This window comes from Sagittula marina, assembly GCF_014196795.1.
GTDB classification, from domain to species: domain Bacteria; phylum Pseudomonadota; class Alphaproteobacteria; order Rhodobacterales; family Rhodobacteraceae; genus Sagittula; species Sagittula marina.
Genome location: NZ_JACIEJ010000003.1, coordinates 337,593 through 351,844 on the forward strand (window position 1 = coordinate 337,593; position 14,252 = coordinate 351,844).

The 14,252-nt window shown below is 60.4% G+C and carries 11 protein-coding genes; 5 read left to right on the forward strand and 6 right to left on the reverse strand.

All coding sequences use genetic code 11. The features are described from left to right. The first annotated feature begins 132 nt into the window (after positions 1-132). Complete coding sequence (locus GGQ68_RS07805; protein ID WP_183964681.1) at positions 133-3,792, forward strand: vitamin B12-dependent ribonucleotide reductase; 3,660 nt, start codon at positions 133-135, stop codon at positions 3,790-3,792. Positions 3,793-4,232: 440 nt separating this feature from the next. Continuing rightward, positions 4,233-5,099 (forward strand): glycosyltransferase family 2 protein, encoded by an 867-nt coding sequence (locus GGQ68_RS07810; protein WP_183964683.1) that lies wholly within the window; start codon positions 4,233-4,235, stop codon positions 5,097-5,099. Position 5,100: 1 nt separating this feature from the next. On the opposite strand, the gene GGQ68_RS07815 is transcribed toward GGQ68_RS07810, so the two are convergent. Then, positions 5,101-6,315 (reverse strand): NADP-dependent isocitrate dehydrogenase, encoded by a 1,215-nt coding sequence (locus tag GGQ68_RS07815; protein WP_183964685.1) that lies wholly within the window; start codon positions 6,313-6,315, stop codon positions 5,101-5,103. A 557-nt stretch (positions 6,316-6,872) separates the two neighbouring features. On the opposite strand from GGQ68_RS07815, the gene GGQ68_RS07820 reads away from it, so the two are divergent. Further along, a complete protein-coding gene (locus tag GGQ68_RS07820; RefSeq protein WP_183964687.1) occupies positions 6,873-8,297 on the forward strand; it encodes a methyl-accepting chemotaxis domain-containing protein in 1,425 nt (474 codons plus the stop codon). Positions 8,298-8,304: 7 nt separating this feature from the next. Here GGQ68_RS07820 and GGQ68_RS07825 read toward each other — a convergent pair whose 3' ends face one another. From GGQ68_RS07825 to GGQ68_RS07840, 4 genes are all read right to left on the reverse strand, one after another. Further along, positions 8,305-9,540 (reverse strand): multidrug effflux MFS transporter, encoded by a 1,236-nt coding sequence (locus tag GGQ68_RS07825; RefSeq protein ID WP_183964690.1) that lies wholly within the window; start codon positions 9,538-9,540, stop codon positions 8,305-8,307. 21 nt (positions 9,541-9,561) lie between these two features. Continuing rightward, positions 9,562-9,924, reverse strand: a complete 363-nt coding sequence (locus GGQ68_RS07830) for a potassium channel family protein (RefSeq protein ID WP_183964692.1) — start codon at positions 9,922-9,924, stop codon at positions 9,562-9,564. After that, positions 9,921-10,565, reverse strand: coding sequence for a DsbA family oxidoreductase (locus tag GGQ68_RS07835; protein WP_183964694.1), 645 nt, complete (start codon positions 10,563-10,565; stop codon positions 9,921-9,923). The genes GGQ68_RS07830 and GGQ68_RS07835 overlap by 4 nt, the downstream gene beginning before the upstream one ends. A gap of 74 nt (positions 10,566-10,639) precedes the next feature. Then, the gene (locus GGQ68_RS07840) at positions 10,640-12,151 is read right to left on the reverse strand and encodes a class I adenylate-forming enzyme family protein (protein ID WP_183964973.1); all 1,512 of its coding nucleotides are present in this window, start codon (positions 12,149-12,151) and stop codon (positions 10,640-10,642) included. A 67-nt stretch (positions 12,152-12,218) separates the two neighbouring features. Here GGQ68_RS07840 and GGQ68_RS07845 point away from each other — a divergent pair, with 67 nt between their 5' ends. Further along, positions 12,219-12,848 carry a helix-turn-helix domain-containing protein gene (locus tag GGQ68_RS07845; protein ID WP_183964696.1) on the forward strand — a complete coding sequence of 210 codons (630 nt, stop codon included), beginning with the start codon at positions 12,219-12,221 and terminating at the stop codon, positions 12,846-12,848. A gap of 77 nt (positions 12,849-12,925) precedes the next feature. Continuing rightward, positions 12,926-13,699: a ZIP family metal transporter gene (locus GGQ68_RS07850; RefSeq protein WP_183964698.1), complete on the forward strand. Its 774-nt coding sequence runs from the start codon at positions 12,926-12,928 to the stop codon at positions 13,697-13,699. Positions 13,700-13,710: 11 nt separating this feature from the next. On the opposite strand, the gene GGQ68_RS07855 is transcribed toward GGQ68_RS07850, so the two are convergent. Further along, on the reverse strand, positions 13,711-14,175 hold the full coding sequence (locus GGQ68_RS07855) for an NUDIX hydrolase (protein WP_183964701.1): 465 nt from the start codon (positions 14,173-14,175) through the stop codon (positions 13,711-13,713). Between the last annotated feature and the right edge of the window lie 77 nt (positions 14,176-14,252).

Here is a 14,252-nt window from a genome sequence, read left to right on the forward strand (position 1 = left end):
GCAGACAAGTCAGCCAATTGGACGGAGGGGACACTCCGAACATACGCGCCCGCCGCGCATGGGGGCTGATTTCTGCATTCTGTGACACCGACGCGGCGTTGAATTGGTCACCAATCGACGGGGCAGGATGCGATGAAGATCGAACGAAAATACACCAAGGCCGGGCAGGATGCATATGCGGAGGTGCCTTTCGTCACCACCAAATCCGAGATCCGCAACCCGGATGGCACGACCGTTTTCGCGCTCGACAACCTTGAGGTTCCCGCCAAGTGGAGCCAGGTCGCCAGCGATGTGATCGCACAGAAGTATTTTCGTAAAGCCGGCGTCCCGGTCGAGCTCAAGCGCGTTGCCGAAGCTGACGTGCCCGAGTTCCTGTGGCGCTCCGTTCCCAAAAACAAAAACACTTCGAAGGTAGGCGAAACCTCTGCGCGGCAGGTGTTCGACCGTCTGGCAGGCGCATGGACCTATTGGGGCTGGAAGGGCGGCTATTTTTCGACCGAGGAAGACGCGCAGGCTTATTACGACGAGATGCGCTACATGCTGGCGACCCAGGTCGCCGCGCCCAACAGCCCCCAGTGGTTCAACACGGGCCTGCATTGGGCCTATGGCATCGACGGGCCGGGTCAGGGCCACAGTTATGTCGACTACAAGACCGGCGAGCTGACCAAATCGCAATCCGCCTACGAACACCCGCAGCCGCATGCCTGCTTTATCCAGTCGGTGACCGACGATCTGGTCAACGATGGCGGCATCATGGACCTTTGGGTGCGTGAGGCGCGTCTGTTCAAATACGGCTCCGGCACTGGTACGAACTTCTCCTCGCTGCGGGCTGCGGGCGAAAGCCTGTCCGGCGGCGGCAAGTCGTCCGGCCTGATGGGCTTTCTGAAGATCGGGGACCGCGCGGCGGGCGCGATCAAGTCCGGCGGCACCACGCGCCGCGCGGCCAAGATGGTGATCTGCGATGCGGATCACCCCGACATCGAGGAATTCATCAACTGGAAGGTCAAGGAGGAGCAGAAGGTTGCTTCCATCGTGGCCGGGTCAAAGATGCACGAGAAGATGCTCAACGGCATTTTCGACGCGATCCGTGGCTTTGACGGGTCCGAGGCCGACGCCTACGAGCCCTCCGCCAACGCCAAGTTGAAGAAAGCCCTGCGCACCGCCAAGCAGGTGATGATCCCCGAGACATATATCAAGCGCGTTCTGGACTACGCGCGGCAGGGCTATGCCTCGATCGAATTCCCGACCTATGACACCGATTGGGACAGCGAAGCTTATGCCTCGGTCTCTGGCCAGAACTCCAACAACTCGATCCGCGTCACCGACGCCTTCCTCAAGGCTGTGCGCGAAGACAAGCCGTGGGAGTTGATCCGTCGCACAGATGGTAAAGTGGCCAAGACCATCTCTGCGCGCGAGCTGTGGGAGCAGATCGGTCACGCCGCATGGGCTTGTGCAGACCCCGGCATCCAGTTCCACGACACTGTCAACGCCTGGCACACCTGCCCCGAAGATGGCGAGATTCGCGGCTCCAACCCGTGTTCCGAGTACATGTTCCTCGACGACACAGCGTGCAACTTGGCGTCCATGAACCTGCTGACCTTCCTGCATGACGGGGAATTCGACGCGGAAACCTACATGCACGCCACGCGCCTGTGGACTCTGACGCTGGAAATCGCCGTGCTCATGGCGCAGTTCCCATCCGCCGCCATCGCGCAACGCAGCTACGATTTCCGTACCCTGGGTTTGGGCTATGCCAACATCGGCGGTCTGCTGATGAACATGGGCTATGGCTATGACAGCCGCGAGGGTCGGGCGCTGTGTGGTGCCCTGACCGCGATCATGACCGGTGTGGCCTATGCGACCTCTGCCGAGATCGCCGGCGAAGTGGGGGCCTTTGCCCGCTACGAGGCCAACAGCGACCACATGCTTCGTGTCATCCGCAATCACCGCACCGCCGCCTATGGCCGCACCGAAGGCTATGAGGGGCTCGAAGTGAAGCCCGTCGCGTTGGACCACGCAGGTTGCCCGGATGAGAAGCTGATTTCACTGGCAAAGACATCCTGGGACGAGGCGCTGAAGCTGGGCGAACGGCACGGCTATCGCAACGCGCAGGTGTCTGTTGTCGCGCCGACCGGGACCATCGGTCTGGTCATGGATTGCGACACCACGGGGATCGAGCCCGATTTTGCGCTGGTGAAGTTCAAGAAGCTCGCCGGTGGTGGCTACTTCAAGATCATCAACCGGTCCGTGCCTGCGGCGCTGGTCAAGGTGGGCTACACCTCCAGCCAGATCGAAGAGATCATCTCCTATGCGGTCGGGCACCAGACCCTTGGCAACGCACCGGGCGTGAACCACACCTCGTTGATCGGCCACGGCTTTGGCCCGGCGCAGATCGAAAAGATCGAGGCCGCGCTGGCCACCGCTTTCGACATCCGCTTCGTTTTCAACCAGTGGACGCTGGGCGAGACCTTCTGCACCGAAGTGCTGGGCATCCCGCAGGCCAAGCTGAACGATCCGACCTTCGATCTGCTGCGCCATCTGGGCTATACCAAGGCAGAGATCGACGCCGCCAATGACCACGTCTGCGGCACCATGACCCTGGAAGGCGCGCCGTTCCTGAAGGACGAGCACCTGTCGATCTTTGACTGTGCCAACCCCTGCGGCAAGAAGGGCAAGCGGTACCTGTCCGTCGACGCGCATATCTACATGATGGCGGCGGCGCAGTCGTTCATCTCTGGCGCGATCTCCAAGACGATCAACATGGCAAACGACGCTACGATCGAAGACTGCCAGAAGGCCTACGAGCTGTCGTGGTCGCTGGGGATCAAGGCCAACGCCCTCTATCGCGACGGCTCCAAGCTGTCTCAGCCGCTGGCCTCTGCGCTGGTCGAGGACGACGAAGACGCGGCCGACATTCTGGAAACCGGCACCCAGACGCAAAAGGCGCAGGTGCTGGCTGAAAAGATTGTCGAAAAGGTCGTGGTGAAGGAAATCATCCGTTCCGAGCGCACCAAGATGCCGGAACGCCGCAAGGGCTACACGCAAAAGGCCGTGGTCGGGGGCCATAAGGTCTATCTGCGCACGGGCGAGTATCAGGACGGCTCGCTGGGTGAGATCTTTATCGACATGCACAAGGAAGGCGCGGGCTTCCGTGCGATGATGAACAACTTCGCCATCGCCGTGTCCGTCGGTCTGCAATATGGCGTGCCGCTGGAAGAGTTCGTGGATGCCTTCACCTTCACCAAGTTCGAACCGGCGGGCATGGTGCAAGGCAATGACAGCATCAAGAACGCGACTTCGATCCTTGACTACATCTTCCGCGAACTGGCGGTCAGCTACCTCGACCGCACGGATCTGGCGCATGTAAAGCCCACGGGCGCTGCGTTTGATGATCTGGGCCGAGGGTCCGAGGAAGGCGTCGCCAACGTGCAGGAACTGTCTGAAACCGCTGCGACGCGCTCTCTGGAGGTGCTCAAGCAGATCTCTTCGACAGGCTATCTGCGCAAGCGTCTGCCGCAAGAGCTGGTGGTGTTCCAGGGCGGTGGTGGCGACACGGTTGCGGCGTTGAACACGCTGGTGCCGGAAACGTCAGGCGGCATGGGCACGGCCTCTGTGATGGCGACCTCGACCGTTGCGGCGGCCTCCGCTGCCATGTCGATGGACGAACGCACCAAGGCGAAGATGCAAGGCTACGAGGGCGAGGCCTGTGGCGACTGCGGCAACTACACTCTGGTGCGCAACGGCACCTGCATGAAGTGCAACACCTGTGGCGGCACGTCTGGATGTAGCTAAGGGAGTTGGGCGGCCCTCACGGGTCGCCCCAACGCGATACCCCGGTGGGGGGTGGGCGTCGGAAACCGTGTCCCCGGGACCCGGCGCTTCGGTCGGGATGGGACCATATCCATCCGAACAAGGGGTCGGTGCGCTGACCCTAAGCGCGGGCAGGGCCACAGGCAAAAACACTCGAGCGGTACAATATTGAGCCCTGTCAGCGAAACTTCAAAGGGCCCCGTTCCGGGGTCCTTTTTTTGTTTTAAAACAGATGCATGATGGCGCTTCTTAAACTTAGTTAAGAAGATAGTAATGGGCCGTTATCCCAAGTGGCAATAGCGCTCAGAGAGCTGCGCTGCGGTGTAGCCACGGTGTCGTGATTGCGTGCCAATTGCGCTCCGGGCGGTTGTGCTGTGTGCTCCGCTCTGGAACAGTCAGCCCAATGGCATTTGAGGTCGTTCATGAAAGTTGCTGCCTTGACGATGGTGTATCGCGACCACTGGGCGCTGTCGCGGTGGTATGCACATCATGCCGCGCAGTTCGGCGCGGAGAACCTGTTTGTCGTGGCGCACGGCGCCGATCCGGAGATTTCGCGCCTGTGCCCCGGCGCCTCCGTCCTGACGATCCCGCGCGATGATCTGGCGCATTTTGATCGGGCCCGAGCGGAGATGCTGAATTGTTTCCACGCCGGTTTGTCCAAGGTCTATGATTGGGTCATCCGAACCGACGCGGATGAGCTTATCTGCGTGGACCCCTATCTGTGGCGCGATGTGCCACAGGCCTTGGCCGCACAGGACGTGCCAGTGGTCACTGCGCTTGGCTTTGACCTGGTCGAGCAGCCGGGCGATGCGCCGATGCAATCCGAGCCTGTCTTTGCGCAACGCACAGCTCTGGCTTTCTCGGGGCATTATTCCAAAGCGATTGCGGCCAGACGGGCGATCCCGTTTCATCTTCATGGGGTGAAGGTTGCGCAGCGTCGACTGGCAGGGTTTCCCTTTCACATGCCGCGCGGCCTGTACCTTGCGCATCTGAAATATGCCAACGGGGCTGCTTTGCGCGATGCGATAGGGGTCCGCATGGCGGTTGCACAGGGTGATGCGGCCGGGCTGCCCGGTGTCGGCTGGTCAGAAGCCGATGCAGATGCCGATCGGTTTCACATGAGCTTTGCCGAGAAGGCCGTGGTCAACTGGGACAAGGCCGAGGCGCGCGCTCATGCAAAGTTGTCCGTCAACCCAGCGAGGGTGGAACGTTACAGTCTCGTGAAAACGCGGGCACTCAAATTCGATATCCGAACAGAGCTGCCCGCGCGATTTGCAAAGCAAGGGTAGGTTAGCCTTTCAGCGCCTTGTTGAGGTTTTCGTCGATCTTTTCGAGAAAACCCATGGTCGTCATCCAGCCTTGGTCAGGGCCGACCAGCAACGCAAGATCCTTGGTCATAAAGCCGGATTCCACGGTGTCGATGATCACGCGTTCCAGCGTTTCCGCAAATTCGAGCAGGGCAGCGTTGTCATCCAACTTTGCGCGATGCTTTAACCCGCCGGTCCAAGCGTAAATGGATGCAATGGAATTCGTCGACGTGGACTCACCTTTTTGGTGCTGGCGGTAGTGGCGGGTAACGGTGCCGTGGGCCGCTTCGGCCTCCACAATTTGCCCGTCGGGGGTCATAAGTTGAGACGCCATCATGCCCAGTGAGCCGAACCCCTGGGCCACGGTATCAGACTGCACATCGCCATCGTAGTTCTTGCAGGCCCAAACGAATTTTCCGTTCCATTTGAGCGCGCAGGCGACCATGTCGTCAATCAGACGGTGCTCGTACCAGATGCCGGCTGCCTTGAACTTATCTGCGAACTCCGCCTCGTAAATCTCTGAGAACAAATCCTTAAAGCGGCCATCGTAAGCTTTGAGGATTGTGTTTTTGGTTGACAGGTAGACGGGCCAGCCGACGTTCAGACCGTAGTTGAAGGACGCACGGGCGAAATCGCGGATCGACTCGTCCTGGTTGTACATACCCATATACACCCCTGCGTCTGGCGCGTCGTAAACGTCTCGTTCGATCACCTCGCCATTGGCGCCTTCCCACTTCATCGTCAGCTTTCCGGCGGACGGAAAATGAAAATCTGTGGCTTTGTACTGATCGCCAAAGGCGTGACGGCCCACGACGATGGGATTGGTCCAGCCCGGCACGAGACGGGGCACGTTGCGGCAGATGATCGGCTTGCGGAACACCACGCCGCCTAGAATGTTGCGGATTGTGCCGTTGGGCGATTTCCACATCTTTTTGAGACCGAACTCCTCGACCCGCTGTTCGTCCGGCGTGATCGTTGCGCATTTAACCGCAACACCCACTTCTTTTGTCTTTTCAGCGGCGTCCACCGTGATCTGGTCGTTTGTGCGATCCCGCTCTTCGATCCCGAGATCGTAATAAAGCAAATCCAGATCCAAATAGGGCAGGATCAGTTTTTCCTTGATGAAGGCCCAGATGATGCGGGTCATCTCGTCTCCGTCCATCTCGACGATCGGGTTGTCGACCTTGATCCGGGTCATGGGGAATCCCTCTTTGAGTGTGAGTCGTTGCCTGAGTTCTAACGTACGAAGTGTTAAACAGAAATATGGTACACCAATGTATACTGTAAAATCCCATTCAGCGCCTTGGAATGCGGCGAATTTTGTCGAAGTCGGGTGGTTTGACAGCTGAAAAACTGCGCATTCCAGATGGGGCTGAAGATAATAGTAACCGTTGAGGCGGTATCGGTGAGAGTATGACACGCTCACCACCCTCAGCTTCTATCAACACCGTCACGCGCCGTCGGATTCTGCGTCCCAACATGTTTGGTCGGCTTGCAAATCTGCATTGCAATTGTGTTTCAATATCTGCCCGCCGGTGGAGGGTTCGCCCTCGTGATCTTGATGTCGTGGCGTTCTAAGCCGCTCTCTTCCCGGTGATTGCGGATGAAGACCGTTCGCTGTCAGGAAGCAGTACCAACTTGGACGTCGCGCTTGCGGGTTTTGACGGATCATTGCGAGAATCCATCCTGCGCAACCGTGGTGCGTGATTTTGGTAAAGGATGAGCGTTATATGCAAATTTGTGAAGGAGCCTGATATGTTCGACCTTCAGGACGACGAAAATGCAAATCGCATAAGGCGCTTGGTCCGTGCGGTGTCTCTGCTGTTGCTGCCTCTGGCACCCTTGGCAAGTGTTTTGACACCGGCTGACGTTTCTTTAACGGTCGTTGCTGCTGCGACTTTAGGGGTGGTGCTGGTGCTAAGCTTCCGGATGACCAGCGTGTTGTCCGAATATGTATTGGCTGGCGCGTTGATGGGGCAAGCGGTCCTGTTGGTGGCTGTCTTCGCCGGGCATCCATGGGAATCGGACATTCACATGCTCTTTTTCGTGCTGCTGGCCATGATTGCGCTCGGAGGGCGGGCCGGTCCCGTGATCTTTGCCGCCGCGGTCGTGATTGCGCACGACCTCTCGCTGGAAATCGCATTGCCCGCCCTTGAACTTGGAAGTGTCCCATTGGGCATGGAATTGTTGCGTGCGGCTTTGCATGTGGGCATGATTTTGCTTGAAACATCCATTTTGGTCATTGCGGTTCGAAACCATCGCCACGAACAAGCTGTGGCGGACGCCGCGCTCCGGGAGGCCGAACTTCGCACGCGCGCTGCGGAGGCTGCGAGGTCTGAGGTGCAGACAGTTCGCGCCCGCACGGGGATCGTGCTGAGAGGGATGCAGAGTGCCTTCGCTCAGCTGAGGGCAAAGCCCGCACCGGACCCGGTTCAGGCGCCTTCGGTGGCAGATGAAGCCAATCTTACGGATGAATTGGACCTTACGATCACAGGCTTGCGACAGGCTTTTCGCGATATGTCGGAGGTGATTTCAGCGTTTTCATCGGACTCTCTTGGGGCTCAGCCAGCGTTCGAGGAACTGCAAAGGATGAGCGCCATGCATGCCGACGTGGTTGCCCAGATGTCCATTGCAACCCGGGAAATCGCCGCGGATATGGCGGTTTGCATGTCAGCGGCGGAAAACCTGACACCCAGGCAAATGGCCGCGCGGGGGCCGTGTCCCATGGACGAATGTTCCCGTCAGATCATCCAGATCTCGGAACTGATACAGGACATTTCTCTGCAGGCGGACATGCTGGCGCTGATCACCGAGGCGGAAGCAAAGCAAGCCAGTGGGGCACAGAACGCACAGATCGCGCGCATCGCAGGCGAAGCGCGTGGTCTTTACCGCACCACGGCGGAGGCCGCGCTGAGCATTCAGAACATCATCGGGCGCGCCGCGCGGTTTGCCATGACACACACTGAGATGACAGAGGCGTTGCGGACAATCTTGTCAAACATCGTGAACCAAAGCGAAACCACGCGCACTTTGACCGCATCGCTGGAGGTGCAGGGTGAGGGGGGCAAGCAGCTGAAGGCCAAGACCGCTGCGGCGGATGCGCTGAATTGGGATGTTTTTCAGGAACAGAATGGCGATGCGACGCTGCTTGGCGGACTTCGCTCTGTCGCGTTGCACTAGGCCGCTGTCAGCTGTCCTCCCGCAAGCGCATCATGAGGGCCAAGCCAAGGCCGGAGAAGCAGATACAGCCAAGCATAAGCGGAAATGGCGTGCCATTGAACGCCAACCCGACCGGGACTGCCAACAGCACGGCAAAGGTCGTCGCTCCGGCGCTGATGACGGAGGCTGCGGTGCCAGCGATATGTCCCATAGGCTCCAATGCCAGGGCGTTCAGATTGCCGATGCCCAGACTGGCCTGAAAGAACTGCGCCTGTTGCCAGATAAGCAGGATCACCAGCTGCGCGATAGGCCCGGGGGACATGTTCAGGGCCACAAGCGCACCAATCGTCACCGCGATGTAACCGGTGAACATCGCCTTCACCAGGCGCCGCATTCCCAATCGCATGACAAGCCGCGCGTTCAAATAACTTGAGGAGGCCGTGACGATAGCCGTCAGGCCGAACCAGGCAGGAAAGGAGTCAGCACGATCCATCCAGACGTCATAGATCGACTGAATGGAGGAAATCGTTGCAAACAGACCGGCAAACACCAGCGAGAGGGTAAGGATCGCAAGACGGACCTGCTGATGCCGCAGAACCTCCAGCACCGCCGCCTTCAATGTGGCAAAGCGGAACGGGCGACGGCGGTCGAGCGGCAGCGTCTCCGGAACGCGCAGCAGGAACCACGCCGTGCTTGCAATACCAAAAAGCGCAAAGGCGAGAAAAATCGCATGCCAATCCGCCACACGCAGGATCTGCGCGCCCATAAGCGGGGCCAATGCGGGGATGATTGCAAAGACCATCATGACAAAGGACACGATCTGTGCCATGCCGCGCCCCGAATAAAGGTCCCGGATCACGGCCATCACCACAACGCGCGGCCCAGAAGCGCCCAAGCCCTGCACCAACCGTGTGACCAGCAACCAAGTCATATTCTGCGAAAGCGTCGCGGCCAGCGCGGCCACGATATACAAAACCACACCACACAGGATGATGCTGCGCCGTCCGAAACGGTCAGACAGCGGCCCGGTAAAGAACGTGCCAATTCCCATGCCAAGCACAAAGCTCGTGATGACCAGCTGCGCAGCATTCGGGTTGGCGGAGGCAAGGTCGGCCGCAATCGCGGGCAGGGCGGGCATCATCGAGTCGATGGAAAACGCCACGAGTGCCGTCAGCAGCCCCATGAGCGCGATGAATTCGCGGCGACCAGGAAGCTTGTGCCGGCTCAGCGGCGCCGCCTGGGGCGCTTCAGTGGGATGGGTCATGTCGCTGTCTCTTGGATGCTGTCAGGGCTTGCGGTCTTGCGTATGAGGCGGGTCATCCTCATTGGCGGCGGCGTGATCTGCCGATCCAAGCCGCGCGATCAGCCATTCGGTGTGCTCTTCGCGTTTGCGCATGGCGTATTGACCAAACTGTTGCACCGCGACCGCAAAAATCCCGAGACCGACCAAGATGAACACAGTAGTTCCGATGCGGCCAATCGCTGTTTGCGGAACCAGTTCGCCGTAGCCTACGGTGGACAGCGTCACCACTGTGAAGAAATAGCTGTCAATCCACGACCAACCTTCAACATGGCGAAAGAAGATGGTGCCGATCAGGATAATCCCGACCAGAGTACCAAGCAGAGTTATCACGCGCAGGCGATTCATGCCTGCGTGGCAGCCCCGCTGCGCAATTCCTTGATCACGCTGTCCCACAACTCGGGCGGCTGCGCTCCGGGCACCGCGTGCTGGCTGGCCACGACGAAGGTCGGGACAGATGTCACGCCCATACCGCGCGCCGCCGCATCGCGTTCCACCATCTCGCGCTGGTCCGCATCAGAGGACAGCAGCCGCAGAACCAGGCTGGCGTCCATGCCGTAGCTGTCGGCAATATCCGCCAGAACCTCATGCTCGCCGATATCACGTCCGTCCACGAAATAGGCTTTGAACAGCGCGGAGACGATAGGCGTCTGGCATCCTTCGACCTCGGCCCAGTGGATCAGGCGGTGTGCGTCCACGGTGTTTGGCGTCTTTTCTATCTTATCGAGGTTGAGCGTCAGCCCAGCCTTTTCGGCCTGTTCATGCACGGCCGTGTAGGCTTTTACCGCCTTGTCCTTGCCGCCGAATTTTTCCTCCAGATAGCTGCGCCGATCCATACCACCCTTGGGCATCGTCGGGTTCAGCATGAAGGGCAACCAGCGGATGCGGAAGGGATGGCCGGGGTTTGCTTCCAACGCTGTGTCAAGGTTGGCCTTGCCGATATAGCACCAGGGGCAGATCGGGTCGGAGAAGATATCGAGTTGTGTCATGTCGCCTCCCGGCGTGGTTTTGGCGGGCTGTGGCGCGTTTCATAGCATCGGCGCGCAATTTGTGCCACTGCGGATCAAATCGCGTGATCTCGCAGCGCCTTGCGGATCAGTTTGCCGTTCGGGTTGCGCGGCAGTGCGTCGACGCGCACCCAGGCGCGCGGCTGCTTGTAATTGGCGAGCCGCGCGGCGGCCTCGGTTTTCAAGACGTCGTCGTCCAGCGCGGTTTCGGCGGTGAAAAATGCCACGATGATCCGCACGTCGTCCTTGATCTGCACATCCGTCACGGCGAGGTCCGTGACACCTGACAGTGACGCGAGTGCGCCCTCAACCTCCAACGGGGAGACACGGTAGCCGCCAGCGTTCATCATGTCGTCGTCGCGTCCGGCATAGGTGATTTGCCCGCTTGCATCCATCGAGGCCATGTCGCCAGTCAAGTACCAGTCGCCGTTGAACTTTTCAGCCGTGGCCTCTGGTGCGCCGAGGTACTCCAGCATCAGGCCCGGATCGCGACGGTCGATGGCGATGACACCGGGAGTGTTCAGCGGCACGGGGTGATTGTCGGGGCCGAGGATCGCCACACGGCGGCCAACCTGTGGCCGTCCCAAGGTGCCGGCGACTGGGGGAGAGCCCGGCGCGTTGGAAATGAAGGTGGAGCATTCGGACATGCCGTAGGCCTCGAATACCTCTGTGCCGGTGGCGTTGCGCCAGCCCTCGCGGATTGTTTCAGACAGTTTTTCCCCGGCGGAGAGCCCGTGCCGCAACTTGGTCATTGGTGGAATGGGAAACTTGAGGATCTGTCGGTAAACGCCAGGAGCAGCGGCGAAAATCGTCGCATCGTTGCGCTTCATCAGCAGTGGGATCTGCGCAGGCTCCGTGCCTGCAGCGGGGATCAGCGCCGTGGCGCCACAGGTCCATGGGTCCATCAGACCGGTGCCCAGCGTGTAGGTCCAGTTGAAGGCGCCTGCGTGTAACAGGCGGTCCTCCCGTCGCAATCCGTACCAGCCGTCCACCATCATCTGTCGCGCCCAGATCGCGCGATGTGCGTGCGCCACGGCCCGCGGTGTGCCTGAGGTTCCGGAGGTGTAGACGATGTAGGCCATGCGCTCCGGATCGCCCATCTCGAAGTCCGCAGGGGGCAGATCGTGCCATCCTTGGTAGGTCGTGGGGCCGTAGACAGGGACATCGGTCTGCGGGCAGGCAACACCCTCTGCCCGCAAAATAGCACGCGGGGCCAACTGCGTTATCATGCTGGCGACTTCTGGTTCGGTCAGCTGAGAGGACGAGGGCACCGGCACAATCCCTGCCGTGATCGCCCCGAGATAGGCAATGGGGAAATCGACCGTATTGCCCAGGCGCATCAGCATCACGTCACCGGGGACCAGACCTGCCTGCAACAAACCTGTGGCCGTGCCACGGATGGCGGCGATAAGACGCCCGTAGGACCATCGTTGCGCGCCCGTTGGTTTGACCACCGAAAGGGCGACCTTGTCCGGAGTGGCGCTGCCGGCGCGCAGCACGTGCTCGGCCAAATTGAACGGCGCGGGGCAGGGCGCGAAGGCGCCTTCGTCGAAGATCGAAACTGTCATGTCGGATGGAGTATTCAAGGCCACGCATGCTTGCAAGGGGCTGGGACCGCTCCTATAAGCGTGCGCCATGGCCATCGATCCCAAAGACAACACCGCCCTGATCCGCCTTGCGCGTGAAAGCGGCGAAGACGTGCAGGCAGAACCGCTCGACCTTGGTTTGCGGGTCCGTGAGCTGCGCAAGGAAAAGGACTGGACGCTGGAACAGGCCGCGCGCAAGGCCGGGCTGGCGCGATCCACTTTGTCAAAGATCGAAAACGGCCAGATGAGCCCGACGTACGATGCGTTGAAGAAGCTGGCCGTGGGCTTGGAAATCTCTGTGCCGCAGCTGTTCACGCCGCCGCAACAGGGGCAGGTAAACGGTCGCATGTCGGTGACGCGCGTGGGCGAAGGCAAGCGGCAGGCCACGGTGACCTACGAACACGATCTGCTGGCCGAGACCCTGACCCGCAAAAAGATGCTGCCCTATCGCGCCACCGTCCGGGCGCGCAGAATGGAAGAGTTCGAAGGCTGGGTCCGCCATGACGGCGAGGAATTTTTGTACGTGTTGACCGGGGTGGTGCGGCTGTACACCGAGTTTTACGAGCCAATCGAAATGAAGCGCGGCGACAGCGCCTATTATGACGCGACGATGGGGCACAATGTGGTCTCCGTCTCGTCCGAGGACGCCACGATCCTTTGGGTGACGTCGCTCAGCTGACCGCTGACCCTTGACTTGGGGTCGAAGTGATTGATCTTGTTGCGCGACCCCGGCACTCCGCCGGTGCTGGAGACACTATGACCCCTCTCATGACCGCCTTTCTGGGCGGGTCCGTTGCCGCCATCGCCACCACCGCTGGCGCCTTTCCAGCCGTGATCGGGCGCCGGATGAGCCGGGGGACCTCGGACATGATGCTGGGCTTTGCCGCTGGGGTCATGTTGTCGGCCGCTTATTTCTCGCTGATCCTGCCGGGGCTGGAGCGCGCCGAGATGCAGACCGGATCGGTCTGGTGGGCGGCGGCCATTGCCGCGGCGGGGATCACTCTGGGGGCCGGTTTTGTCTGGGTGCTGAATGCCAAGATCCCGCATGAGCATTTCAAATCCGGACCCGAAGGCGGCGCGGATCAGGCCACCGTGGCCCGCATCTGGCTGTTTGTCATAGCGATTTCGATCCATAATCTTCCAGAGGGGCTGTCGATCGGCGTGGCCTTTGGCGTGGATCAGGCCAACGGTTTGTCGGTGATGACGGGCATATCCCTTCAGGACATTCCAGAAGGGCTGGCCGTGGCAGTGGCGCTGATGGGCTTGGGCTATTCCCGCTGGACGGCGCTGGGGGTCACCGCGCTGACGGGCGCCATCGAGATCGTCGGCGCCGTTTTGGGGGCGGCGGCAGTGTCTGTGTCGGCGGCGTTGCTGCCTTGGGGACTGACCTTTGCCGCCGGGGCCATGCTGTTCATCATCAGCCATGAGATCGTGCCGGAAACACACCGTCACGGCCATCAGGACAAGGCGACGCTGGGTTTCATCGTCGGTCTGGTGCTGATGATGTTCCTCGATGTGACGCTGGGGTGAGGGCCGCCAGCCTAAAGGGTGCTGGCCAGAGCGGCCCCCTGTTGGGCGATGCGCGCGACATCGCGGCTCAGGCTGAGGGGGCCGTTTTCCAGCCCGTCTAACGCAACCCACTTGGCGTCCAGCGCATCGTCGTTCGCCACCGGCTGACCGGACACCCATGTGCAAAGAACGGCAATCAGCACGTAGTGATAGCGAAGGGCCCCCGTTGGATCATGGTCAAAGGCATCAAGGGCAGTGATGACCTGCTGCGCTTCGGCTTGTATGCCGGTTTCCTCTCGCAGCTCTCGCAGGGCGGCACATGTGATCTCTTCACCGAGGTCAACCTTGCCGCCGGGAAAGCCCCATAAACCAGCATCCGGCGGGTTTGCCCGGCGCACCAGCAGGACATCTTGGTCTTTGACGACCACTGCAATCACCGCGACGGTCGGGCGGGATGGTGGATGGGTTGCGGCCTGTGCGTTTTTGTCGTCGGTCATGAAGGTCCCCTCGGATATAGCGCCTTGAAACAGCTGCGCGGCCGAGCCTCTGCCGCCCATGCAGATCTTTCAGGCTG

What these genes read in the sequence shown, in the direction of transcription:
- GGQ68_RS07820 (WP_183964687.1), top strand. Translation starts at nt 6,873, where the DNA reads ATGTTCGACCTTCAGGACGACGAAAATGCAAATCGCATAAGGCGCTTG.
- GGQ68_RS07810 (WP_183964683.1), top strand. Translation starts at nt 4,233, where the DNA reads ATGAAAGTTGCTGCCTTGACGATGGTGTATCGCGACCACTGGGCGCTG.
- GGQ68_RS07815 (WP_183964685.1), bottom strand. Translation starts at nt 6,315, where the DNA reads ATGACCCGGATCAAGGTCGACAACCCGATCGTCGAGATGGACGGAGAC.
- GGQ68_RS07835 (WP_183964694.1), bottom strand. Translation starts at nt 10,565, where the DNA reads ATGACACAACTCGATATCTTCTCCGACCCGATCTGCCCCTGGTGCTAT.
- GGQ68_RS07845 (WP_183964696.1), top strand. Translation starts at nt 12,219, where the DNA reads ATGGCCATCGATCCCAAAGACAACACCGCCCTGATCCGCCTTGCGCGT.
- GGQ68_RS07830 (WP_183964692.1), bottom strand. Translation starts at nt 9,924, where the DNA reads ATGAATCGCCTGCGCGTGATAACTCTGCTTGGTACTCTGGTCGGGATT.
- GGQ68_RS07840 (WP_183964973.1), bottom strand. Translation starts at nt 12,151, where the DNA reads ATGACAGTTTCGATCTTCGACGAAGGCGCCTTCGCGCCCTGCCCCGCG.
- GGQ68_RS07850 (WP_183964698.1), top strand. Translation starts at nt 12,926, where the DNA reads ATGACCCCTCTCATGACCGCCTTTCTGGGCGGGTCCGTTGCCGCCATC.
- GGQ68_RS07855 (WP_183964701.1), bottom strand. Translation starts at nt 14,175, where the DNA reads ATGACCGACGACAAAAACGCACAGGCCGCAACCCATCCACCATCCCGC.
- GGQ68_RS07825 (WP_183964690.1), bottom strand. Translation starts at nt 9,540, where the DNA reads ATGACCCATCCCACTGAAGCGCCCCAGGCGGCGCCGCTGAGCCGGCAC.
- GGQ68_RS07805 (WP_183964681.1), top strand. Translation starts at nt 133, where the DNA reads ATGAAGATCGAACGAAAATACACCAAGGCCGGGCAGGATGCATATGCG.